We start from the raw sequence: 23,302 nt of genomic DNA, 5'->3' as shown, positions 1-23,302 counted from the left end.
CTAAAACCAGTCTTGTTTTAATCTAAAAACGTTTAAAATTATGAAAAAAAACAATCGTTTTAAATTGTTTTACAGGCATTTCTATCTACTTCCCGGAAATGCTCCTGTAAAACAAATGATCAGGGTCATGAAAATTTATGTTGTTTTGATATGTCTTACCCTTGGAGAACTTTTAGCAACCGACATCCGGGCCCAGAGCATTTCTCTGGAAATGGAAAGCAAAAGCCTGTCGGAAGCTCTTGCAGAGATCGAACAGAAAACTGATTATCATTTCTTTTACAATACCCGGTTGATCAATGTTTCCAGAAAGGTGAGCATTGATGTGAAAAATACGGAACTGGAAGTTGTACTGAAACAGTTGCTTTATAATTTAAATATCGATTATAAACTGGTAAAAAACCAGATCGTGCTTTTTCCCAGGGGCGATACCTATGTGGTTAAGATCTTAGAAGAACTCCTGGAATCGGCAGAGGAAAAGAAAAGATCCGATAAGGAAAGAGCAAAAGAGAAGATTTTAAATGAAACTACAACCAATCTGGCCAGGGCATTCCAGAACCTTGTAACCGGGAATGTCACAGACCAGAACGGGATGCCGTTACCCGGTGTAAATATTGTTGTAAAAGGAACACAGACAGGGACCCAGACAGATTTTGACGGGAATTACAGCATCTCTGCCAATGAAGGACAGGTGCTGGTATTTTCCTATGTAGGGCAAAGGACCAGGGAAGTGACCGTAGGCCCGTCGGGAGAGGTGAACGTGCAAATGGAAGAAGACGCCCAGGCCCTGGAAGAAGTGGTTGTCGTAGGATATGGTACCCAGGAGCGAAGGGAACTGACCGGTTCTATTACCTCTATCAATAACGAATCCATGCAAGACCTTGTAACACCTTCATTTGATCAGCAGCTTGCCGGTCGTGCTCCCGGTGTGCAGGTAACAAACCCGGGAGGAGTGCTCGGAGCAAGGCCTATTATCAGGATCCGGGGGGTAAATTCACTGACATCCAGCGCTAATCCTCTGATTGTTGTAGATGGGGTGCCTATGGTAGATAACGACAGATCTGCCATTCAATCGGCCAACTCGCTTTCAAATATCAACCCTGCGGATATCGAATCTTTCGAAGTTCTAAAAGATGGTTCTGCTACTGCGATATACGGTTCCAGGGCCGCCAACGGGGTTATTCTGATCACTACAAAAAGAGGTAAAGCCGGAGAAACCCAGGTATCCTATAATATGAATGTAGGATTTAACGAGGATGTAGATCGCTTTGACCTGTTGAACGGAGACCAGTTTGTGACCATAGCCAATGAAAAACGTACCAATGCAGGACAGTCAGAGCTGGCTGCTCCCGGAGTAAATACGGATTGGCAGGATCATGTGCTCAGGACCGGTTTTACACAACAGCACAACCTGTCCTTAAGCGGGGGAAATGAACAGACCAAATTTTTCTTCTCACTCGGATTTATGGACCAGGAAGCGATCGTGAAGCCCAATGATATGAAAAGGTATTCGTTTCGGTCAAATGTAGATCATAAGATCGGCGACCGGATTAACATAGGGACGAGTTTGTCGTATTCATTTACCGAGCTCAATGGTCTGAACCAGGGGGCAAACAGCTTGTCGGGCGCTATATACAACGCCACCAGAAACCTCCCGAACGTACCTATCTACGATCCTGAAAACACGGCTTATGACGGGTATAATGTCACTGAGGACGGGCAGTCAACAGGTTGGGGAAATAACCTGACAGGACCCGACAATAACATTCCGAACATCGGTTTTGTTATTGCAAACAACCGGTACAGGAGCAGAACCCACAGGATCATCGGAAATGCTTTCGGAGAGCTGGAGATCATAGAGGGGTTAAAAGCCAGGACACAGATTGGGGTAGACCTTACCCTGAATGAAGATCTCAGGTCCTGGGATCCGAGACATGGCGATGGTAATGGCCCGAATGGAAGCATGTATATGTCCTACAGGCCAGCTCAAAGGTGGAACTGGCAAAATACGCTGAACTACCGTAAGGTGATTGCGGATCATCATATCCTTAATGTAACGGCGGGGGCGGAGTATCAGAAAACCAGCTTTTATAATTTCAATGCCTCGGGAACAGGTTTTTCTGACCGGTTCTTTATGGAAGAAAACCTGATCTCGGGATCTTATGCCAACCAGTTCTCAGGAGGACAATATGAAGAAATAGGGTTTGACTCTTATTTCGGAAGATTGAATTACAGCTATCAGGGAAAATATATGCTTTCGTTCTCTGCCAGGAACGATGGAATTTCTTCATTGCCGAAAGACAACCGGAGAGGGACTTTTTTCGGGGGTTCGGTAGGATGGAGAATATCTGACGAAAACTTTTTCAATAGCGGGCTGATAACCGATTTAAAGATCAGGGGATCCTATGCAGAGGTAGGAAATACCGAGATAGGGGCATTTCCCTATGCCGGTGGTTATGCCGCGGTCCTCGGAGGTATAGGGGCCGGGATCGGTTATGATAATATGTCGAACAGAGGTCTGCAATGGGAAACTTCCAAAAAGTTCAATGTAGGTCTGGACATGACCATTGCCAATGTTAACCTGAATTTTGACTATTTCCGGAATAACATAAGCGACCTTATCCTGGATGCGCCGACCATCCCGTCTCTCGGTATTCCCGGTAACAATATTTCCCAGAATGTCGGGGCCATGGTCAACAAAGGGGTGGAACTGCGCCTGATGACCAAGCTCATCGATAACGGTAATTTTAGCTGGACCACAGACTTTAACTTCAGTTTTATAGAAAATGAAGTTACCGAAATGAACGCTCCTATTATAACCACCTATAATATTACTGAAGAAGGAGGGTCCGTAGCTCAATTGTATGGCTATAAATGGGCCGGGGTAAACCCCGAGAACGGTAATCCCATGTATTACAGGAATGACGATATTATACAGTACAACCTTCAGAAGGGAGATTTGGCATGGAAGACTTATAACCCTGACAATCCCGGAGATGTAAGTACCGCAGCAGAAGGAGGCCCTACACAGGATTACCTGGGGAACACATTGCCCAAATGGTATGGTGGATGGACCAATAATTTCAAATACAAGAATTTCGATGCAGAACTGTTTGTCCGGTATTCCGGTGGAAACTATATTATGAACCAATCACTGGCCGGCCTTTTAGGGCAAGGGTTCTCTAACAACCATAAAGATATATTGAATCGTTGGACAGCCCCGGGGCAGGAAACAGATATTCCAAAGCTGTATTCCGGGCAGGACAGTAATATGTGGCAGACCAGTGCCGCAAACTCCAGGTTTGTGGAAAAAGGAGATTTCCTCAGGGTACAGAATATTGCTTTTGGTTACAGCCCCACCAGGGAGTGGCTGAACAGGGCCTTTAGCGGAGCCATCACTTCTGTCAGGATCTTTGCCCAGGTACAAAACCCGTTTGTTATTACGGGATATTCCGGACTGGATCCTGAATTGAACCGGTATACTTCCGGAACAGGAGCAGATTCCCCGCAATTAAGAATGGGGGTGGACTGGAACGTGGCACCGATAATAAGAACATGGTCCATGGGACTTAATATTGGATTTTAATCGATAGCTAAAAAGACAATAAAAAATAAACAGATGAAAAATAACATTTTAGATAAAATAAGGCTGGCGCTGGCAGGAATTGCTGTGATCTTCCTGGCTTCCTGTGATGTAACAGACCTGAGCCCGGCCGATATTGTACCGGATGAAGAGGCATATAGCACTGCCGAGAGGATAGAATCTGCTGTGCTGGGAGTGTACGAAGCGGCCCAGGCAGGATATTATAACGGAGTTGTGGATCGCGGTTATCCTTTTGGTGCAGCATCTACCGAGCAGGGAGACATGAGAGGGGAGGATATGTATAACGACCAGCTTTTCTATGAAGCGACCTATACAGCGGGATATACACCTAATACATTGAACAATAATGGGATGTGGATTTCCCTGTACAGACTTATTAACAGATCTAACCTGGTTATTGAGAACCTGGATGGAGCCGTTGAAAACGGAGTGATAGATCAGGCTACGCGTGATCGGTACAGAGGAGAGATGCTATTTATAAGAGCACTGTCTCACCACGAATTGCTGATCCATTTTTCAAGGCCTTACTCAGACGATCCTTCAAGTTTAGGAATCCCTTACAGAACTTTCGCCATAGACGAAGTAGGTAAAGTAGAGGAAGGCCAGGCTGTGGGCAGGTCAACTGTCGGGGAAGACTATGGCCAGTTACTCACAGATCTCGATGAAGCAGAAGAGTTGCTCAGTGATATAGGGACTACACCATACAGGGCTGGTAAAGGCGCTGCAATAGCATTAAAAACAAGAATAAAACTCCATCAGGGAGATTGGGAAGGAGTTTTGGCCGAATACGATAAAATTGCCGGGGATTATGCCGTTACGACAAACCTGCTTGCCCCATATGAAAGTGAAAGTACAGATAATATTTTTGGTTTCCAGCATTCGGCACAATCCAACCCGGGGACTAACGGAACGTTGTCCAGAATGTACGGAAACCCGGATAATGGCGGAAGGGGCCTGGTAAAGATCAGCCCTGTAATATGGCGTGCCGATTTTTGGCTCGAAGATGACCTGAGGAGAGATATAACATCGAACAACAATGTAGGGATCTATACCGGTAAATACATGAACCAGGTAACCCAGGACGATAATATCCCGACCATAAGATTTGCAGAAGTGCTTTTGAACGCCGCGGAGGCCAATGCGCGCCTCAATAAACTGGATGATGGGGTAGACCTCCTCAATACAGTACGTGACAGGGCACTCCCGGAAGGAACCCCTTCCTATACCTCAGGAGGTTTGGGCGGACAAAACGAAGTGCTGCAGGCGGTGTGGAACGAACGCAGAATAGAGTTTCTGGCCGAAGGCAGAAGGTGGCCCGATATACACAGGTTGTCCGGAGAAGGCCTGATGGAGGGAGTACCGCTTAAGGCCACCTCGAGATCCGTTACATCTCTTGATTTTTATACAGGAAAAGAAGAAGTGGCCCTGGATCATGCCATTCCGTATTCCGATTATAGATTTATATGGCCTGTTCCGCTATCTGAGATCCAGAATAACACAACAGCGCCCATAGAACAGAATCCCGGATATTAACCGGAAACATATTTCATCACCTCATCAGAACTTAAAAACGAAGAGGCTGTCTTTCCGGGCAGCCTCTTTATTTTTCTATCCTATGGATGATACGCTAATTTTTAAAATTCAGTAATGATCAGGAGATAACGATCACTGCTGCATCTTAAAATAATAATCCGCCGAGTGTTTTCCTGAACCGTAGATCAGGAAGAAAATACATATCAGGAAGGTGACGGAAGAAGCAATAAGGTTCCCGCTGTGCATTTCCCCGATAAAATTAATAGCAATAGCCCCTATTAATATCGGGATCTGTACGGCAATGGACAAACGGGTGAGCAACCCGAAAACGATCAGTATACCCCCGAGCAAATGTGCATGGGCTACGTAGTGAACGGTCAGCATGGCACCCCACCAGTTCTGTATCGGTTTTATGATGTCGATCAGGTACTGGCTGTTGACGATAAAGGAAGTCCCCTTCAGGAAAAGGAATACCCCGAGGGCTATCCGTAAAAGGTCAAGCGGATAATAGGTATGCGCGTTGGCCCATTTGTTTAAAGTTTTTACTGTTCCCATGGTTCCGGTCTTTAAAATCTACCCTTAAGGTACAAAAAAAACAGCAAATGTTAAATAATTTGCTGTTTTTCAGTGCTTTGTTTAAGTGCTTAAGGCTGTTTGCCGACCTTTACATTAATAAAGAACCGGTCGGTGGCGACGGATATTCCACCCGGGGGAACATCCAGTTTCTGCCATTCCGAAGTAGGGTGGAGGCGGACCGTTTTCCCGTTGATACTGGCGTCTACGGGCATGTTAAAATTATCCGCATCAACCACCCAGCGATAGGCGGTGCCAGAGCCTTCCCTTTTCAGCTCCAGCACGGGGATGTCTTTGTGTCTTAAGTATTGATCGAAAACAGGCTCGAGGTCCAGTTTGGTTTCCTGCTCAAAGAAATTGAGGACCATTTCGGTATCCACGATCATGTGTTTAAAGGTCTCGCTGTAATTTCGTATCAGCTGCCACCATTTATCATCGTCATTGATCATATGGCGGATGGTATTGAGCATTAAGGCCCCTTTGGGATACATGTCTCCCGAACCTTCCTTGTTCACTCCGTAATCGCCTATAATGGGCCGGTCGTTCCTTACATTCTGTTTGAGCCCGTTTACGTAGGCCTGGCCGTCCTCATATCCCCAGCGGCATTCTACGTATACCGCCTCAGAATATGTAGTAAAACCTTCATGGATCCACATATCGGCAATATCGGAAGAGGTAATGCTGTTGCCGAACCACTCGTGACCGGTTTCATGGATGATGATAAAATCCCAGCGGTTACCTATACCCGTACCCGAAAGGTCGCGCCCCAGGTAGCCTTTCATATACTTATTGCCGTAAGCTACGGCACTCTGGTGTTCCATTCCCAGGTGAGCGGTCTCCACCATTTTGTAGCTGTCCTCTTTAAAGGGATAGGTTCCGAATTTTTCCTGGAAACAGTCCATCATCGGTTTCACCTCCTGAAAATGCATTTTAGCTTTTTTCAGGTTGTAGCTCAATACGTAAAAATCCATATCCAGCCCCTTGTAGGTTTCACCGAAATGGGCATAGTCCCCGATGTTAAGCGCTACATCGTAATTGTTGATAGGGTTGGTCACTTTCCAGTCCCACCGGGTATAACCGTTGCCCAGGTCTTTTTTGCCGGTCAGCCTGCCGTTAGAGACGTCCATGAGTCCGTTGGGTACGGCCACTTTTATGGTCATCCCGTTTTCCGGTTCGTCACTTTGGTGGTCCTTGTTGGGCCACCAGGCGCTGGCACCTGTACCCTGAACGGCTGTGGCGATCCAGGGCTTGCCGTTTTTGTCGGTCTTCCAGTCGAAACCACCGTCCCAGGGGGCACGTTTGGCAGCGATGGGGTTGCCGGAATAATAAAACGTAATGCTGTCTTTCCTGTTTTTTTGAAAACCTTTGCTGTTGTCTATAAAAACAGCATTGTATTCCCTGCGGTAAGGAAGGGGTTTACCACGGTATAGAATGGAATCCACATCCATATTCTCAAAAAGGTCTATCTGAATGGTGTGCAGTTTTTCCTGGGGGACAAACACGATCCGGTTATGGCCTTCGATATATTTTTTCCCGGGGTCCACTTTGACGTTCAGGTGGTATTCCCGCACATTGAAATTCCTTTCCCTGCGGAGGGAACCCCTTAAGGTATCTCCCTTGGTATAACTTTCCTTCTCCTGAAGTAACTGGGCATTCACGCCCAGAATACCTGTGAACAGCAAACTAAAAAGTATAATTTTTTTCATGGATTCCTGATTTTGGGACAAAGGTATTAAATCCTGAATAACAAACCCCAAATGTCATGCTTCGCTCAACAACATTTGGGATTTTCCATCACACTTGCATCACCCCTGGATTAAATGGCCTTTCTATTGGTGCATGATCCGCAGCTTCAATACCCATACTGATCCATTTCCGGGTATCGGCAGGATCGATCACAGCATCGGTCCACAATCTTGCGGCTGCGTAATAGGGAGAAGTTTGCGTATCGTATCTCGATTTTATCTTGTTGAACAGTTCCTCTTCCTTTTCTTTGGTAATGTTCTCTCCTTTTTTCTTCAAAGATGCCGTTTCTATCTGTAACAGCACCTTAGCGGCCTGGGCACCGCCCATAACGGCCAGTTCGGCGCTCGGCCAGGCAAAGATAAGCCTGGGGTCGTAGGCCTTGCCGCACATGGCGTAATTCCCGGCACCGTAAGAGTTGCCAATGACAACGGTAAACTTGGGGACCACACTGTTACTCACGGCATTGACCATTTTGGCACCGTCCTTTATAATTCCGCCGTGTTCGCTCTTACTGCCCACCATAAACCCGGTAACGTCCTGAAGGAATACCAGCGGGATCTTCTTCTGGTTGCAGTTGGCAATAAACCGGGTAGCCTTGTCGGCACTGTCAGAATAAATGACCCCGCCAAACTGCATTTCACCCTTTTTGGTCTTTACCACTTTGCGCTGGTTGGCCACGATACCCACGGCCCATCCGTCGATACGGGCATAGCCGGTGATGAGCGTTTTGCCATATCCGGCCTTGTACTCTTCAAATTCCGAACCGTCTACGAGTCGTTTTATGATCTCCGTCATATCGTACTGATCTGCCCTCGACCGGGGAAGGATACCGTAGATATCATCCGGGTTTTCCCTGGGGCGTGCAGGTTTTGTACGGTTAAAACCGGCCTTGTTAAAATCGCCGGTCTTATCCATAATATTCTTTATGGTGTCCAGAGCATCCCTATCGTCTTTGGCCTTGTAGTCCGTTACTCCGCTTATTTCACAGTGTGTGGTGGCTCCTCCCAGGGTCTCATTATCGATGGTTTCTCCTATGGCGGCTTTTACGAGATAACTTCCTGCCAGGAAAATACTGCCGGTTTTGTCTACGATCAGGGCTTCATCACTCATAATGGGCAGATATGCACCCCCGGCCACACAGCTCCCCATCACCGCTGCGATCTGGGTGATGCCCATACTGCTCATCATAGCATTATTGCGGAAAATACGGCCAAAGTGTTCTTTGTCCGGAAATATTTCGTCCTGCATGGGCAGGTATACCCCGGCGCTGTCTACCAGGTAGATGATGGGCAGCCTGTTTTCCATGGCGATCTCCTGGGCGCGCAGGTTTTTCTTTCCTGTAATGGGAAACCACGCCCCGGCCTTTACCGTGGCGTCATTGGCCACAACAACGCATTGCCGCCCTTTGACATACCCGATCTTTACAACGACCCCTCCCGAAGGGCATCCGCCGTGTTCTTCATACATGCCATCTCCGGCAAAAGCACCGATCTCTATGTTGTTGGCACCTTTGTCGAGCAGGTAGTCTATACGTTCCCGGGCAGTCATTTTACCTTCCGAATGCAGCTTTTCGATCCGTTTCTCTCCGCCTCCCTTTTTTATTTTGGCCAGCCGGCCCCTGTGTCCGGACAAGAGCATCTTATTGTGGTCTTCGTTTTTATTGAAGTTAATGTCCATGCTTTTTGATTAGAATGCTGCTAAAATACGAAACAAAGTCAGAAGTACGAAGTGCGAAGTTAGAAGTAGGGGCACAATGCATTGTGTCTGGATCCGAAGTCAGAAGCCGGAAGTGGTCTGTGGGATAGTGATAATATTCTCTGTGTCACTTTGTACCTGCTTTGTGCCGCTCTGTGGTAAAATAAAGCCCGCAACATCGAAAATCAAAAAGTACACCGGGTTCTTCACTCTGAACACAAAGTTTGGGCTTTTGAAATTAAGCAGTATGACCGGTAGACTTCAAGGGAACTCTACCGGGAATCATTAAATATTTCATAAATTGTGCGATATTTGCGCGCTAATTTAGTACAAATACGGACTTTTGTACTTAAATCATCATTTAATGGATACATCGATGGGAATGAATAAGAATGCAATATTTGGCTGGGCTTCTTTGATCATGTTTTTAATAGGCACAGCACTTGTGTTACTTGGCGTATTGAAATACAAGGATTACGCCATAGGGTTTTCGGTAGTGGGCATCGGCTTTTTTGCCATGTCATGGATATTCAACGCATTAAAAGGGAGAGTATAGGAGTTGAAAGTTGCAGGTTGTAGGTTACAGGTTTCAATTTCTCCTGTAATAAAGTTATCTACAAACAAACTAGTAAACCTACAACCTGCAACCTGTAACCATAAACAACAAACAACATAAATATGTCAGACGATAAGAAAGTCATTTTTTCGATGTCGGGCGTTTCCAAAACGTACCAGAGTACGAACAAGACCGTGCTCAAGGACATCTATCTGAGTTTTTTTTACGGGGCCAAGATCGGTATCCTGGGGCTTAACGGTTCCGGAAAATCCACCTTGCTGAAAATCATTGCGGGCGTAGAAAAAAATTACCAGGGCGATGTTGTGTTCTCTCCCGGTTATTCGGTGGGATACCTGGAACAGGAACCGCAACTGGACGAGGAAAAGACGGTGATCGAGGTTGTCAGGGAAGGTATGGCAGAAGTGGTGGCCGTACTGGACGAGTACAACAAGATAAACGATATGTTCGGGCTGCCCGAAGTGTATGAAGATGCCGATAAAATGCAGAAGCTGATGGACCGCCAGGCCGTGCTTCAGGACAAGATCGATGCCACCAATGCCTGGGAACTGGACACCAAGCTGGAGATTGCGATGGATGCCCTGCGTACTGCCGAGCCGGATACTCCCATAAAAGTACTTTCGGGAGGGGAACGCCGTAGGGTGGCCCTTTGCAGGTTATTGCTGCAACAACCGGACGTCCTGCTGCTGGATGAACCTACCAACCACCTCGATGCGGAGTCTGTACTGTGGCTGGAACAGCATTTACAACAATACAGCGGAACAGTCATCGCCGTGACCCACGACCGTTATTTCCTGGACAATGTAGCTGGATGGATACTGGAGCTCGACCGGGGAGAAGGCATACCCTGGAAAGGGAATTATTCCTCCTGGCTCGATCAGAAGTCCAAACGCCTGGCCCAGGAACAGAAACAGGCCTCCAAACGGCAGAAAACCCTGGAACGGGAACTGGAATGGGTGCGTATGGCCCCGAAAGGCAGGCAGGCCAAACAAAAGGCGCGTCTTAATAACTACGACAAACTGCTTAACGAAGACCAGAAGAAACTGGACGAAAAGCTGGAGATCTATATTCCCAACGGCCCGAGGCTGGGGACCAATGTCATAGAAGCCAAAGGGGTGGCCAAGGCATTCGGGGACAAACTCCTGTATGACAATCTGAACTTTAACCTTCCCCAGGCAGGGATAGTAGGGATCATTGGCCCAAACGGAGCGGGAAAAACGACCATTTTTAAAATGATCATGGGAGAGGAAAAGCCGGACAAAGGTGAGTTTGTGGTCGGAGAAACTGCCAGGATCGCCTATGTGGATCAGAGGCATTCCAATATAGACCCGGAAAAATCTATCTGGGAAAACTTTTCCGAAGGTCAGGAACTCGTTATGATGGGAGGGAAGCAGGTCAATTCCAGGGCTTATCTCAGCCGTTTTAACTTTTCGGGAAGTGAGCAGAACAAAAAAGTAGAGGCCTTGTCCGGAGGAGAGCGGAACAGGCTCCACCTGGCCATGACCCTCAAGGAAGAAGGGAACGTATTGCTCCTGGACGAACCCACGAACGACCTCGACGTAAATACGCTGAGAGCACTCGAGGAAGGCCTCGAAAACTTTGCAGGGTGTGCCGTGGTCATCTCGCACGACCGTTGGTTCCTGGATCGTATCTGTACACATATCCTCGCCTTTGAAGGCAATTCGGAAGTGTACTTTTTCGAAGGTGGTTTTTCCGATTACGAGGAGAACAAACGAAAACGCCTCGGTACTGATGTAACACCGAAACGGATTAAGTATAAAAAGCTAATTAGGGAGTAACAAACGCTAAATCTCAACACCTAATTAGTAGAAGTGACATCTATGCAACTGCATAAATTGGCAATGACATTTCTGTCACCCCGAGCGTAGTCGAGGGATTTTAGCCCGAATGGTCTCTAAAAGAGGTCTCGACTGCGCTCGACCTGACAGTTGTTTATGCGTTTGAAATGTGTTGTCAAATGATCTTTTTAATAACCCGGAGCTTGTGTGTATGCCTTCGGGCATCTGTGTTAAAAATGCCTGTGTGGTCGATACGGTCAATGCGGACCTTGCCGTAGGCGTGGATAATATAGTTGTCTTCCATGATGATCCCAACATGTACGATATTGCCTTCGTCATCGTCGAAAAACGCCAGGTCGCCCGGTTCCGATTCTTCGATAAAGCTCAGGGGTTCTCCCTGTGTAGCCTGTTGTGCGGCTTCTCTTAACAGGGAATATCCGTTTAACTTATAGACCATTTGTGCCAGTCCTGCGGCATCGATGCCAAATGGAGTTTTTCCGCCGTGCTGGTGTGGGGAGTTCAGAAACAGGAAAGCAGTATCGACCAGGTTTTCCTTGGCTTGTTTTCCGGATTGCACCCGGCCTTCGAACTGATGTGAAAAAAAAGAAGAAGTGCTTACATGCGACCCTATGGAAACGGGCATAAGCTGCCCGTTGTGGTCTGTGATAAATTCCACCATGTCAGAAGACAGCCCCGGGGCGTCTTTGTCCATATTTTTATACGTTTCTTCTTCTATTTTCAGGAATTGTTTGTTGTCTATCCACCCTTCGTGCCTGTCGAATGCCAGACGGATTCTGCTCCAGTATTTTTGTTGTTCTAGTACTTTAAAATGTTCGCCGTACAAGACCTGAGAGGTAAGTTCGGCCGTGTCGGAAGGATGAGATCGTAAAGGAACGATACTAAGGTTACAAATTCCGTATTGCATTTATTTTATCGTCAGTTTTTTTAGTTTTTTAGTTTTGGAGTCCCGGACTTGGGGAGTTCTTATTTTGTGGCTGTTTATACTAATAAACTCCAGGACTCCAAGACTCCAAAACTAATTTACTATCTTTCAACAATGATGGCCGAAGCTCCGCCTCCGCCGTTACATATGGCAGCGGCACCTGTTTTTGCGTTGTTTTGTTTCAGGACATGGATCAGCGTCACCAGGATACGGGCCCCGGAACATCCCAGGGGATGGCCGAGAGAAACAGCTCCGCCGTTAACATTGACTTTATCGTCCGACAGTCCGAGTATTTTCATATTGGCCAGTCCCACTACGGAAAAGGCTTCGTTAAACTCAAAAAAGTCAACATCTTCCAGGGCTATTCCTGCTTTTTCAAGAGCTTTGGGAAGTGCTTTGGCCGGGGCGGTGGTAAACCATTTCGGCTCCTGGGCAGCATCGGCATATCCCTTAATGGTAGCCAGGGGTTTAAGCCCCAGTGCTGTTGCTTTTTCTTCACTCATCAATACAAAGGCTGCGGCACCGTCGTTTATGGTTGAGGCGTTGGCAGCGGTTACCGTACCGTCTTTAGAGAACGCAGGACGCAGGGAAGGTATTTTATCGAGGATAACATTTTTATATTCTTCGTCTTCTTTTACCAGAACAGGATCTCCTTTTCGTTGTGGTACTTCCACCGGGACCACTTCCTCGGAAAATTTACCTTCTTCCCACGCTTTGGCGGACCGCTGGTAGGACTGAATCGCAAAATTGTCCTGGTCTTCTCTCGAAAAACCATATTCCGTGGCACAGAGGTCTCCGCATACACCCATGGCATTGTGGTCGTAGGCGTCCACAAGGCCGTCTTTCTGCATACCGTCTTCTAATGATGCCGGGCCGAATTTCAGTCCCTTGCGCATATGTACGTAATGTGGAATAGAGCTCATATTTTCCATTCCTCCGGCTACCACAATATCTGCATCGCCGAGGGCTATGGCCTGTGCGCCCTGCATAACGGCTTTCATACCACTGGCACATACCTTGTTCACGGTTGTGCAGGGCACGGTATCCGGTATTCCGGCATAAATTGCCGCCTGCCTGGCCGGGGCCTGGCCTTCTCCGGCTTGTACCACATTGCCCATAAGTACTTCGTCTACCAGGGTAGGGGATACATTTGCTTTTTCGAGAGCACTTTTTATGGCCACAGCTCCCAGTTTCGGGGCAGGGACGCCGGACAGGGCTCCCATAAAACTCCCTATCGGAGTCCTTGCTGCTGCGACTATTACTACTTTTCTTGACATTTTATTCTGTTTTTAGTGTGTTTTTGCCGTACAGTTCGGGAGTTGAGCGGGTATTGTCCTTCATCCTGTATACATTGCTGTACCTTGTCTGCATACTCCCAAAGGTCTATGTTGCGAATTTAAGTAAAATTGAGATATTAACAGGTCTAAAGTTCAAGGTTCAAAGTTCAAAGTTTGGTCCCTGAGCAGAGTCGAAGGGAAGGTTCAGGGTTTAAGGTTTTGAGTATTTCGTTACGTTTTACTCCTTTCTGCCCGCCTCGATAGGGGAACTATAACGCTCTTTAAAAAAATATAGAACTCCCCCCCTTGAGGGGGGCAGGGGGGTGTTCCCCACCTATTCAATCAATCTGTTTCCATCTACCTCAATTTCCCTGATCTTGTCCAGGATGTGTTTTGCCCTGGAGCGATAGGCAGCAGAGTGTTGGGTGTAACCCTGTTGGAGTACCAGTTGTAGTTCCGGATATATCCATTGAAATTTTTTCCCGAGCAGGAAAAGGCAACGCATGGCATAGGCCTTTACAGCTACTTTTTCATTTCCGATAAGCCAGTCGAAACAGGTTTCTGCGATCTTTCCGAGCTGTTCTTCAGTAAGCGATTTCCTGACCGGGTTTTGCTGTTTGCTGAAATAGTATTCGCAAAGAAGTTCGTATACTTTTCCGGTGGACCTTATAGCACCGTCGGCCTTTAGCTTCGGGATATTGTCGATAAAAGTGTCTGTATACGGAAGTATCCATTCGAGTTTTTCCTTGCAGACAAATTCGAGTACCCAACAGGCTTTGGTCGAAGTCTTGTTGTCTTCCGCAAAGCAGGCCTTTAACAGGTCCGGAAAGAGGGAAGGAGTGGCCAGTATCTCTTCGGAGAGCTCCTTTCGGGGTTTCCGCAGGGCGGTTACGTATTGTAGTTTGTGATATATGTCTTTTGGCAATGTTCAGGGGTTTTTGATTTGGAAAATGGCTTTTGGGACACCTGTCGTAGCCTTTTCGGCAATGATAGTGAGGTTGTCCATGCTGTTTTCCTGAATATTGGGTTTGGGGTCTATAAAATAAACAGGAATATTTTTTTGGGTATAGTGAACCAGCCCTGCTGCGGGATATACCTGCATGGAGGTGCCGATCACCATAAGGATATCAGCATCAGCTACTTCAGAAATGGCTTTGTCCATCATGGGCACGGCTTCGCCAAACCAGACAATATGAGGCCTGAGCTGGTGGTGGTGTTCGCAAAAATCACCGATGTGGATGTCTTTTTTCCAGTCGTAGACCAGGTCTTCGTCAAAAGTACTGCGGGCTTTCAGTAACTCACCGTGTAGGTGGACAACATTTTTGCTTCCCGCCCGTTCGTGCAGATCGTCCACATTCTGAGTGATAATGCTCACCTGATATACCTCTTGAAGGTCGGCCAGGGCATAATGGGCGGTATTCGGGCCTACTTCGAAGAGTTGCCGCCTCCGTTTGTTGTAAAAATCCAGCACCAGTGCCGGATCTTTCCGGAAACCTTCCGGTGATGCTACTTCCATGATGTCGTGCCCTTCCCAAAGTCCGTTAGCGTCCCTGAAGGTATTGATACCGCTTTCCGCACTGATCCCCGCACCGGTCAAAACAACTATTTTTTTCATCGTACTGCTTTTGTCCCGGAAATATATTAATTTTTTGATTAGTGGTGTCCGGAAATTGTGGTTGTGATTTATTTTGCCACGAATACACGAAGAGCATTTATATTCCGGTTGATCAAAAAAATGTAAATTGGGGCAGTTTTCCCCAGGGTTTTAGTTTGCCCTGAGCCCCTTGTCAGGCTCGTGAACCGGGAATGATAAATTGTAAATCCAAAATCGTAATTCGTAAACCCAAATGGCAGATACTGCATTACTGCAATACCTGGAAGGCTTCCTCACCGAGGAAAGAAAACAAAAGTTCGCAGAGATACTATCCGGCCGGACCAATCATTTTACTGTGGCCATAGAAGACGTTTACCAAATGCACAATACCAGTGCCGTGATACGTAGCTGTGATGTTTTTGGAATACAGAAAGCACATATCATCGAGGAACGTTTTGGCCATCAACTGGACAAGAACATAGCTATGGGGGCACAGAAATGGGTGGATGTGCACCGCTATGCGTCTACACAAAACTGTATAAAAGAACTCCGGGAAAAGGGATACCGGATCATCGCCACCACACCGCATAACGATTCCTGTTTTGTCGATGATTTTGATGTTTCCGAAAAGTCGGCCTTATTTTTCGGTACGGAGAAAGAAGGGCTTTCGGAAGAAGTCATGGCTGAAGCTGACGGTTATTTAAAGATACCGATGGCGGGATTTACGGAAAGCCTTAATATTTCCGTTTCAGCTGCCATCATCCTGCATACCCTGACCGAAAAACTGCGAAGGTCGGATATTTCCTGGCAGCTTACGGAAGAAGAGGTGCTGGAGAAACGGATAGACTGGGCCAAAAAAAGCATAAGGAGTTCAGAAGATGTCCTGAAAAGATATTATTCGGGATATAGCGAGTTTAAAACCCGCGGGAACGATAAAGACAGATAATCTTATTCCGGGACTCCGAATAAATAATCTTATTGGTCGACGCGGTTAAGTACTTTGTATTCTTCGTAACAATCGTGTATGGCATCCAGGATCTGGAGGTCGTTGGCAGTACGGATAAAATCTTTGGAATAGTTGCAGTTCCGCAATATTTCGTCGATGTCTACGCGCTCTATCTGTAGAAGTTCGCCCAGGGTTTCTCGGTCGAATTTAGAGGCCAGGAGATTACGTATTTCATCGTCTTCTTTCATCTTTCGCAGCTTACGCATTTCCCTGGGTTTCTTGCCGAAGATATTATGCAGGAAATCCACCGGGTTAAAAATGGCGCCTAACGCCTTGGAAATAGCTCCGGGATTGGCGTTTCCTGCTTCGTAGCCCTTGGGAAGCCCGGAGATGCTGTACCGTCCCGCATTGTTTATAGGGATGTTCTTGGCATCGATCTCCAGGTAGCCTGTGAGTTTGTAGGGTTTTAAGACCACTTCTTCCAGGGCATAGGCAAGTTCCGTCATTCCTATCCGGGTGCCGTCGAATTTAAGCATGTCATTGGTCACCCTGATCTTTATGGATTTAAAACCGAGGAAGGAAAAATATAACGTGTCATTGACACTGGCAGTGATCTGGAAGTCCCCGTTGGAATTGGTCACGGTACCGATCACCTGATTGAGGTTTACCACGTGTACGTTGTCCATGGTCTTATCAGTACTGGTGTTGAATACCACGCCTTTAACGCTGCTTGTTTCCTGAGAAAAGCATAACACCGTAAAAAACAGGGAGAATATAAATGGAATTGTCTTTTTCACTAGTCAATTTATTTTTTCCGGGAGCGTAGAAAGAGATATGTTCCTGTACATTCGTGAATCCCAATCTGAAAAATATAGCCCTTTCCGTTAAGGTTTGTCCGGAGGCTAAAAATACTAAACCAAAATGAAAAAAGTGCGTGTTTCCGTATTTTTTTAATATACAATTAACAGCTGGTTTGCTGTTGAAATCCCAGTAACAACCCGGTTAGACAGGCCTGTGTAATAAGGGGCTTTACACTTTTGTCAGAAACACGCCGGGAAATATGGAGGCCGTATTCCATGTTGAAAATCAAACCTCCATAGTATAAAATTAAAACAGTTTCTTATCGTCTTCTCCCTTTTTTTCCTTTTTTACCAAAGCCTTTGTCCGAAGCGGAAAACCTGTTGCCTTTGCGATTCCGGTCGCGGCCTTTCTTACTTCCTCCGGGGTTTTTGGAAATTTCGATATTGATAAAACGCCCGTTCTTTTTAAAATCGGTAAAGGTCCTGAGAATGTCCTCAGTGTGCGTGGCATCGGTATTGAAAAAAGAAAAACTCTCTTTGACATCCACCTTGAAAATATCGTCCCGGCCAAGGTCTACGGTATCCCGAAGGAAATCTTTCAGGGACTTCCAGTCATAACCGTCCCGTTCACCTACATTTATAAAGTAGCGTACGTTCCCTCCTTCCGGAAGGTCTTCGGGAGCAGAAGCATGGTTTTGGCCTCCACTGCTGCTTACGTTCAGGTCTTTGGCCTTCTTGTAATAGTTGAAAAACCTTCCAAACTCCACAGAGACCATCTTTTTGATAAGATCTTCCCGGTCAATGTCCCGGAGTACATCGTTAATGGCAGGAAGGTAATGATCCACCTCCTCGTTGATCTCGGTATTCTTGATCTTGCTGGCCAGGTGATAGAGTTGTATTTCACAGATCTCCATGCTGTTGGGGACCTTTTTGGCTTCGAACTGTTTTTTGATGATCCTTTCGATAGCCTTTATCTTTCTCAGTTCGCTTTTAGCAACGATCACCATGGAAATACCTGATTTTCCGGCACGGCCCGTACGTCCGCTCCTGTGGTTGTAGGTCTCTATTTCATCGGGCAACTGATAATTGATCACGTGGGTAATGTCATCCACATCGATCCCTCTTGCGGCCACATCGGTGGCTACCAGCATCTGTATTTGACGGGTGCGGAAAGATTTCATAACCATATCGCGCTGGTTCTGGCTCAGGTCGCCATGCAGCGCTGCAGCATTATAGCCGTCCTCAATGAGTTTCTCAGCTACGTTTTGCGTGTCTCTCTTGGTTCGGCAAAATATAACCGAGAATATATCCGGATTGGCATCGGCCAGGCGTTTCAGTGCCTGGTAACGATCCCTGCCGTTTACGAGATAGTATTCGTGCTGTACCGTATCGGTCCCGGAGTTTTTGGCACCAACGGTGATCTCTTCGGGCTTGTGCATGAATTTCCTGGCAATAGTGGATACCTCTTTGGGCATGGTAGCAGAGAACAGCCAGGTGTTCTTTTCTTCCGGAGTATGAGAGAGGATAGAAGTGATATCTTCATAGAACCCCATGTTCAGCATTTCATCCGCTTCATCGAGTATGCAGTATTCTATTTGCGATATGTTTACCATCCCCCGGTTTATCATATCCTGCATTCTTCCCGGAGTGGCCGCAATGATCTGGGCCCCTTTCTTTACATCCCTGGCCTGTTCGGTAATACTCGCCCCGCCGTAAATGGCCGCAACGCGGAGGCCTTTGACATATTTGGAATAGTTTTTCAGTTCGTTGGCGATCTGTAAGCACAATTCTCTTGTGGGCGAAAGGATAAGCCCCTGTGTGGTCTTATCGTTAGCGTTGATCTTTTGGATGAGCGGAAAACCGAAAGCAGCGGTCTTCCCTGTTCCGGTTTGTGCCAGGGCAACCATGTCGGTATTATCGGCGAGAAGGACCGGGATCGCTTTTTCCTGTACCTCGGAAGGTGTTTCAAACCCCATATCTTCAATAGCCATTAAAAGCTCCTCGTTCAGTCCTAATTGTTCAAATTTGTTCATATATTAATTTAAAATAAGGGGCAAAGGTACTCTTTATTCGTGGTTATTCGTTACTTTTTGCCAATTATTTGTTTTGACCTGTGTTTTCGGAATTAATTGTGACAGATATAGTTAGGAGAGTGAAAGTGTTTTTTTCGATACCCGCAAAAGGTCGTAAATTAGATGTGGATAAAAAAAATATGTTTTTTCAGGGTGATATTTCCGCCCGAACGGACACATAGATATAAAAGCCGTTCCGGAAGTGTTACCGGAATAAAGTCAAATACATTAATAAACTGCTATGCAAAATAACATAAAAACACCCGGGGAAAGGGAAAAGTTGTTTTTGCGGCTCTATAAGCTGTCTTTTCCCGATGTAGCCACCTACGTCCGAAAGCGGGGCGGGACTTTGGAAGATGCCAGGGATATTTTCCAGGACTGCCTTGTTGTTTATTATGAAAAAGCAGTTGCCCCGGACGCTCCTGCCATACGGAATGAGGGGGCTTACCTGATGGGAGTGGCCAAAAAGCTCTGGTACAGGATGTATGCGGAAGGCAACAGGTTTAGCGAAGCGGCAGGGCAAAACAGTATTTCCGAAGACATTGCCGGGGTATCTCTTGTTGGAAGCCCGGCACGGGAAAATATTGCAGATTTCCTGGAACAGGCGGGGAAGAAATGTATGGATATGCTGAAAGCCTTCTATTACGACAAAATCAGCATGAAGGAAATGGCGGGGCACTTCGGTTTTCGAAGTGTGCGTTCAGCGACGGTTCAGAAATATAAATGCCTGGAAAAAGTGAGAAATAAGATCCGGGAAAAATCATTGCACTATGAAGACTTCATGGCTTGAGACCAAACAACTGGAAGACCGTATCTTCCGGAAAGACACCGGGGCTGATGCCCTGATGATGGATGTAAAACTATACCTGAGCGAGGACCTCAGGCAGAAACTCGCCGCCCAAAAAGACGCCTATGGCTACATCCAGGCTTATGGACGGAAAAAACTGAAAACCGAAATAGCATCAGTACACCACAAACTTTTTCACGAAGAAAAACACAACAATTTCCGCAAGAGGATCCGAAAAATTTTTTCCGCTAATAATAAAATATAACCCGCCCACCCAATCCCCCAAATCTAAAATCTCATATCTAAAATCTAACATCTAAAAAAATGGAATTTTCATCCGGAGTGATCCCCATGGTCATCGATAACCGAGACCGGGGAGAACGGGCCTATGACATATACAGCCTGTTACTAAAAGAACGTATTGTATTTCTGGGCTCGCCCATAGACGACCAGGTGGCCAATCTTGTCGTGGCGCAGTTGCTCTATCTCAACAGCCAGGACCCCAAAAAGAAGGTAGATCTGTATATCCACAGCCCGGGAGGCAGTGTTTATGCAGGCATGGCCATTTATGACACTATTAAAATGATGTCTGCCCCCGTATCTACGGTGGCCGTGGGTTTTACGGGAAGTATGGCCACGGCATTGCTCACCTCGGGGGCAAAAGGAAAACGTTATGCGCTTTCCCATGCCACAGTACACATGCACCCGGCCAGCGGCGGGGCTAAAGGTTATACCGAGGATGTGCGCATTGCCACCCATGAGCAGGAGCGTATCCAGGCGCAACTTTTTCATATCATAGGTAACAATACCGGTCATACACGGAAAGAGATCGAAGAACTCTTTTTGCGCGACAGGTTTATGAGTGCCCCGGAAGCCAAAGATTACGGCCTTGTTGACGAGATCCTGGGCGATATTGGCGATGTACTCACATTGAAAAACCCCGGTTATAAGGTTTCTTTTTTTAACTCCGGGAAAAACTGACTTTAGGTCGGAAGTCCGAAGTCCGAAGTCCGAAGTAGAATTGATGTACGTAGACTTCAGACAGGACATGCATCTTAATATTGAATCAAGGTTCAATCCTTTATTTCGACTACGCTCAGTATAAACTTTTGCGCTCAGGATAACAGGTTTTGGTGTTCTGACATGCAAGTTATAATTTTCCTGTTCATATCCCCGAATACTCAAAGCTAAGGTATGTCTACCCTAAAACCCCTGACCTCCAACTTCGGACTTCGGACCTTTTGTCGTATCTTGCGATCCGTTTTTGGGCTCCTTTCGGGCACTGTGATAAAAGACAGATCAAATATGCTTAAACTTCATACCACTTACCTACGGAATCTTTTTGCTTTGTGTTTTCTGGGGATTTCCCTGTTGTCTAATGGTCAGGAGATCGAAAAACCTGAAAAAGAGAAGACCCGCTGGCAGATGTTCAAATACGACGGGGTTAATATGCTTGGTGGAATAGGATATGTTTACAGCCGCCCTTTTCACTGGGAAGGAGACGACTGGCTTACCTTTGGCGGGGTAGTGGCAGGCACAGGCCTGCTTTATCTTGTGGATGAAGAGGCCAGCGATTTCTTTATGCGGCAACGGGATGATATTCCCAAAGTGATACGCGATTACGGATGGTATTACGGAAGCCCGCAGAACAATTATATGCTTACCGGAGCGGTTTACCTCACGGGGCTGTTCACCAAAAATGAAAAATGGAGGAGGACTGGAGTGCTCCTTATTTCTTCGGCAAGTGCCGCAGGTTTGCTGCAGCAGGTGAGTAAAATGGTGGTAGGCCGTGCCCGGCCAAGAACGGGAAAATCCAAAGACACATTCGACCCTTTTCCCGATAGTGCAGACTATCATTCCTTCCCTTCGGGGCATACGATATTGTCTTTTACCAATGCTTACGCCCTGGCCAAACTGGTAAATAACCCCTGGGCCAAAGCCGGGATCTACACCGTAGGGCTTATACCGCCGGTTTCCCGTCTATGGGAAGGGGCTCACTGGTTGACCGACGTAGTGCTGAGTGTTGCCATAAGTATAGCCACAGTAGAGGCCGTAGACAGCTATCTCGACACAAAATATGCCTCGCCCTATAAGAAAAAAGCCAGGAAAGTGTCCTGGAACCTCAATGTCGGCCCGGGAAGAGTAGGAGTGGTAGGTGTATTTTAACCCTGCCTATTTCATCTCTTTCAGATAATCAATAAGCTGATTTACGGCCCTGGCGCGGTGGCTTATCCGGTTCTTTACTTCCAGGGGAAGTTCTCCGAAAGTCTTTTCATAACCCTCCGGCAGGAATATGGGGTCATACCCGAATCCGCCCTTACCCGATCTTTCTTCAGTGATACGGCCTTTTACAATACCGTCGAAGAGTACCCGTTCCCCGTTCAGGTGAAGGGCGATCACTGTTTTGAACCGGGCGTTCCTGTTCTCTTTGCTCCGAAGTTCACGCAACAGCTTTTCTATATTGTCGTCCGTATTTTTTGCTTCCCCGGCATAACGGGCCGAGTACACTCCCGGAGCACCATCAAGGGCATCGACCTCCAGCCCGGTATCGTCGGCAAAGCAGTCATAGCCGTATTTCTCTTTAATATAGTCTGCTTTTTGGATGGCATTCCCTTCAATGGTATCTGAAGTTTCGGGAATATCTTCGTCACAACCTATATCATCCAGGCCAAGGAGTGCGATGTTGTCCGGCAGCAATGCTTTTACTTCGTGTAATTTGTTCTTATTGTGGGTTGCAAAAACCAGTTTCATTATAGTTGATTTAAAGTTAAAAGTACGAGGTTAGAAGTACGAAGTTAAAAGGAGACTTGCTGACTTCGTACTTCTAACCTCGTACTTTATTTGTGATGATAAGGTTCGTTATTCAGTATGGTAAAGGCCCTGTATAACTGTTCGGTAAAGAACAGGCGGACCATCTGGTGCGAAAATGTCATAAGGGACAGGGACAGTTTTCCCTGTGCTTTCCGGTATACTGCATCCGAAAAGCCATAAGGGCCACCGATGACGAAGACCAGTTGTTTGATGCCTGAATTCATCTTTTTCTGAAGAAATTCGGAGAAACCGACCGAGGTGTATTCTCTTCCATTTTCATCCAGCAGGACCAGGATGTCCGTGGGCTGTAATTTTTTGAGGATAAGCTCGCCCTCTTTCTCTTTTTGCTGCGCTTCACTCAGTTTTCCGGTGTTTTTGATATCCGGAATAATCTCCGTTTCAAATCGCACGTAAAACCCGAGCCGCTTTTCGTAATCCTGTATGAGCGATTGCAAAGCAGTACGGTCTGTCTTGCCTATGGCCAGAAGTTTTATATTCATAGGCACAAAATAAACCCCGGGAATTATAAGGTGCAAGTATTTTCCGGGAAA

At 46.6% G+C, this 23,302-nt stretch carries 20 protein-coding genes; 9 read left to right on the top strand and 11 right to left on the bottom strand.

Annotation, left to right across the window (positions count from 1 at the left end):
* Window positions 1–40 precede the first annotated feature (40 nt).
* Together KN811_RS05140 and KN811_RS05135 are read left to right on the top strand one after the other, a co-directional pair.
* The gene (locus KN811_RS05140; protein ID WP_187966452.1) at window positions 41–3,583 is read left to right on the top strand and encodes a TonB-dependent receptor; all 3,543 of its coding nucleotides are present in this window, start codon (window positions 41–43) and stop codon (window positions 3,581–3,583) included.
* A 33-nt stretch (window positions 3,584–3,616) separates the two neighbouring features.
* The gene (locus KN811_RS05135; protein WP_187966451.1) at window positions 3,617–5,134 is read left to right on the top strand and encodes a RagB/SusD family nutrient uptake outer membrane protein; all 1,518 of its coding nucleotides are present in this window, start codon (window positions 3,617–3,619) and stop codon (window positions 5,132–5,134) included.
* A gap of 132 nt (window positions 5,135–5,266) precedes the next feature.
* Here KN811_RS05135 and KN811_RS05130 read toward each other — a convergent pair whose 3' ends face one another.
* From KN811_RS05130 to KN811_RS05120, 3 genes are all read right to left on the bottom strand, one after another.
* Entirely contained in the window at window positions 5,267–5,689 is a 423-nt protein-coding gene (locus KN811_RS05130; protein ID WP_187966450.1) for a DoxX family protein, read from the bottom strand.
* A gap of 89 nt (window positions 5,690–5,778) precedes the next feature.
* On the bottom strand, window positions 5,779–7,413 hold the full coding sequence (locus KN811_RS05125; RefSeq protein ID WP_187966449.1) for a M1 family metallopeptidase: 1,635 nt from the start codon (window positions 7,411–7,413) through the stop codon (window positions 5,779–5,781).
* Between the two features lie 88 nt (window positions 7,414–7,501).
* On the bottom strand, window positions 7,502–9,130 hold the full coding sequence (locus KN811_RS05120) for an acyl-CoA carboxylase subunit beta (RefSeq protein ID WP_187966448.1): 1,629 nt from the start codon (window positions 9,128–9,130) through the stop codon (window positions 7,502–7,504).
* A gap of 394 nt (window positions 9,131–9,524) precedes the next feature.
* Here KN811_RS05120 and KN811_RS05115 point away from each other — a divergent pair, with 394 nt between their 5' ends.
* Window positions 9,525–9,704: a CAL67264 family membrane protein gene (locus KN811_RS05115; protein WP_187966463.1), complete on the top strand. Its 180-nt coding sequence runs from the start codon at window positions 9,525–9,527 to the stop codon at window positions 9,702–9,704.
* A gap of 122 nt (window positions 9,705–9,826) precedes the next feature.
* Window positions 9,827–11,521 (top strand): energy-dependent translational throttle protein EttA, encoded by a 1,695-nt coding sequence (gene ettA, locus KN811_RS05110; RefSeq protein WP_187966447.1) that lies wholly within the window; start codon window positions 9,827–9,829, stop codon window positions 11,519–11,521.
* Between the two features lie 175 nt (window positions 11,522–11,696).
* On the opposite strand, the gene KN811_RS05105 is transcribed toward ettA, so the two are convergent.
* The 4 genes from KN811_RS05105 to KN811_RS05090 all read right to left on the bottom strand — a co-directional run bounded on the left by KN811_RS05105 (window position 11,697) and on the right by KN811_RS05090 (window position 15,356).
* Window positions 11,697–12,446: a C40 family peptidase gene (locus tag KN811_RS05105; RefSeq protein WP_187966446.1), complete on the bottom strand. Its 750-nt coding sequence runs from the start codon at window positions 12,444–12,446 to the stop codon at window positions 11,697–11,699.
* Window positions 12,447–12,565: 119 nt separating this feature from the next.
* The gene (locus KN811_RS05100; RefSeq protein WP_187966445.1) at window positions 12,566–13,741 is read right to left on the bottom strand and encodes an acetyl-CoA C-acyltransferase; all 1,176 of its coding nucleotides are present in this window, start codon (window positions 13,739–13,741) and stop codon (window positions 12,566–12,568) included.
* Between the two features lie 334 nt (window positions 13,742–14,075).
* The gene (locus tag KN811_RS05095; RefSeq protein ID WP_187966444.1) at window positions 14,076–14,666 is read right to left on the bottom strand and encodes an adenylosuccinate lyase; all 591 of its coding nucleotides are present in this window, start codon (window positions 14,664–14,666) and stop codon (window positions 14,076–14,078) included.
* 3 nt (window positions 14,667–14,669) lie between these two features.
* Window positions 14,670–15,356 (bottom strand): SIR2 family NAD-dependent protein deacylase, encoded by a 687-nt coding sequence (locus KN811_RS05090; protein ID WP_187966443.1) that lies wholly within the window; start codon window positions 15,354–15,356, stop codon window positions 14,670–14,672.
* A 232-nt stretch (window positions 15,357–15,588) separates the two neighbouring features.
* On the opposite strand from KN811_RS05090, the gene KN811_RS05085 reads away from it, so the two are divergent.
* Complete coding sequence (locus tag KN811_RS05085) at window positions 15,589–16,281, top strand: TrmH family RNA methyltransferase (protein WP_187966442.1); 693 nt, start codon at window positions 15,589–15,591, stop codon at window positions 16,279–16,281.
* Window positions 16,282–16,310: 29 nt separating this feature from the next.
* On the opposite strand, the gene KN811_RS05080 is transcribed toward KN811_RS05085, so the two are convergent.
* Together KN811_RS05080 and KN811_RS05075 are read right to left on the bottom strand one after the other, a co-directional pair.
* A complete protein-coding gene (locus KN811_RS05080; RefSeq protein WP_187966441.1) occupies window positions 16,311–17,078 on the bottom strand; it encodes a carboxypeptidase-like regulatory domain-containing protein in 768 nt (255 codons plus the stop codon).
* Between the two features lie 323 nt (window positions 17,079–17,401).
* Window positions 17,402–19,114 carry a DEAD/DEAH box helicase gene (locus tag KN811_RS05075; protein WP_187966440.1) on the bottom strand — a complete coding sequence of 571 codons (1,713 nt, stop codon included), beginning with the start codon at window positions 19,112–19,114 and terminating at the stop codon, window positions 17,402–17,404.
* 280 nt (window positions 19,115–19,394) lie between these two features.
* Between KN811_RS05075 and KN811_RS05070 the strand changes: the two genes are divergently transcribed.
* From KN811_RS05070 to KN811_RS05055, 4 genes are all read left to right on the top strand, one after another.
* Window positions 19,395–19,943 (top strand): RNA polymerase sigma factor, encoded by a 549-nt coding sequence (locus tag KN811_RS05070; RefSeq protein WP_187966439.1) that lies wholly within the window; start codon window positions 19,395–19,397, stop codon window positions 19,941–19,943.
* Window positions 19,924–20,205 carry a hypothetical protein gene (locus tag KN811_RS05065; protein ID WP_187966438.1) on the top strand — a complete coding sequence of 94 codons (282 nt, stop codon included), beginning with the start codon at window positions 19,924–19,926 and terminating at the stop codon, window positions 20,203–20,205. Before KN811_RS05070 ends, KN811_RS05065 begins: the two co-directional genes overlap by 20 nt.
* Window positions 20,206–20,264: 59 nt before the next feature.
* Window positions 20,265–20,921: a ClpP family protease gene (locus tag KN811_RS05060; protein ID WP_187967022.1), complete on the top strand. Its 657-nt coding sequence runs from the start codon at window positions 20,265–20,267 to the stop codon at window positions 20,919–20,921.
* Between the two features lie 324 nt (window positions 20,922–21,245).
* On the top strand, window positions 21,246–22,106 hold the full coding sequence (locus tag KN811_RS05055; protein ID WP_187967021.1) for a phosphatase PAP2 family protein: 861 nt from the start codon (window positions 21,246–21,248) through the stop codon (window positions 22,104–22,106).
* A 6-nt stretch (window positions 22,107–22,112) separates the two neighbouring features.
* Here the strand turns inward: KN811_RS05055 and KN811_RS05050 are convergent, their stop codons facing one another.
* Both KN811_RS05050 and rlmH read right to left on the bottom strand, forming a co-directional pair.
* A complete protein-coding gene (locus KN811_RS05050) occupies window positions 22,113–22,691 on the bottom strand; it encodes a non-canonical purine NTP diphosphatase (protein ID WP_187967020.1) in 579 nt (192 codons plus the stop codon).
* A gap of 86 nt (window positions 22,692–22,777) precedes the next feature.
* Window positions 22,778–23,251 (bottom strand): 23S rRNA (pseudouridine(1915)-N(3))-methyltransferase RlmH, encoded by a 474-nt coding sequence (gene rlmH / locus KN811_RS05045; RefSeq protein ID WP_187967019.1) that lies wholly within the window; start codon window positions 23,249–23,251, stop codon window positions 22,778–22,780.
* Window positions 23,252–23,302 lie beyond the last annotated feature (51 nt).

It is taken from the genome of Sinomicrobium weinanense (genome assembly GCF_018863395.1).
GTDB classification, from domain to species: domain Bacteria; phylum Bacteroidota; class Bacteroidia; order Flavobacteriales; family Flavobacteriaceae; genus Sinomicrobium; species Sinomicrobium weinanense.
The sequence above is the reverse complement of the archived record's forward strand: the minus strand, read 5'-3'. Positions and strand labels throughout refer to the sequence as shown.

Bases quoted from the DNA above. Each gene is read 5' to 3' on its own strand.
- KN811_RS05060 (WP_187967022.1), top strand. From the start codon at position 20,265: ATGGAATTTTCATCCGGAGTGATCCCCATGGTCATCGATAACCGAGAC.
- KN811_RS05065 (WP_187966438.1), top strand. From the start codon at position 19,924: ATGAAGACTTCATGGCTTGAGACCAAACAACTGGAAGACCGTATCTTC.
- KN811_RS05130 (WP_187966450.1), bottom strand. From the start codon at position 5,689: ATGGGAACAGTAAAAACTTTAAACAAATGGGCCAACGCGCATACCTAT.
- KN811_RS05055 (WP_187967021.1), top strand. From the start codon at position 21,246: ATGCTTAAACTTCATACCACTTACCTACGGAATCTTTTTGCTTTGTGT.
- KN811_RS05135 (WP_187966451.1), top strand. From the start codon at position 3,617: ATGAAAAATAACATTTTAGATAAAATAAGGCTGGCGCTGGCAGGAATT.
- KN811_RS05090 (WP_187966443.1), bottom strand. From the start codon at position 15,356: ATGAAAAAAATAGTTGTTTTGACCGGTGCGGGGATCAGTGCGGAAAGC.
- KN811_RS05140 (WP_187966452.1), top strand. From the start codon at position 41: ATGAAAAAAAACAATCGTTTTAAATTGTTTTACAGGCATTTCTATCTA.
- rlmH (WP_187967019.1), bottom strand. From the start codon at position 23,251: ATGAATATAAAACTTCTGGCCATAGGCAAGACAGACCGTACTGCTTTG.
- KN811_RS05050 (WP_187967020.1), bottom strand. From the start codon at position 22,691: ATGAAACTGGTTTTTGCAACCCACAATAAGAACAAATTACACGAAGTA.
- KN811_RS05075 (WP_187966440.1), bottom strand. From the start codon at position 19,114: ATGAACAAATTTGAACAATTAGGACTGAACGAGGAGCTTTTAATGGCT.
- KN811_RS05120 (WP_187966448.1), bottom strand. From the start codon at position 9,130: ATGGACATTAACTTCAATAAAAACGAAGACCACAATAAGATGCTCTTG.
- KN811_RS05105 (WP_187966446.1), bottom strand. From the start codon at position 12,446: ATGCAATACGGAATTTGTAACCTTAGTATCGTTCCTTTACGATCTCAT.
- ettA (WP_187966447.1), top strand. From the start codon at position 9,827: ATGTCAGACGATAAGAAAGTCATTTTTTCGATGTCGGGCGTTTCCAAA.
- KN811_RS05100 (WP_187966445.1), bottom strand. From the start codon at position 13,741: ATGTCAAGAAAAGTAGTAATAGTCGCAGCAGCAAGGACTCCGATAGGG.
- KN811_RS05115 (WP_187966463.1), top strand. From the start codon at position 9,525: ATGGGAATGAATAAGAATGCAATATTTGGCTGGGCTTCTTTGATCATG.
- KN811_RS05070 (WP_187966439.1), top strand. From the start codon at position 19,395: ATGCAAAATAACATAAAAACACCCGGGGAAAGGGAAAAGTTGTTTTTG.
- KN811_RS05085 (WP_187966442.1), top strand. From the start codon at position 15,589: ATGGCAGATACTGCATTACTGCAATACCTGGAAGGCTTCCTCACCGAG.
- KN811_RS05125 (WP_187966449.1), bottom strand. From the start codon at position 7,413: ATGAAAAAAATTATACTTTTTAGTTTGCTGTTCACAGGTATTCTGGGC.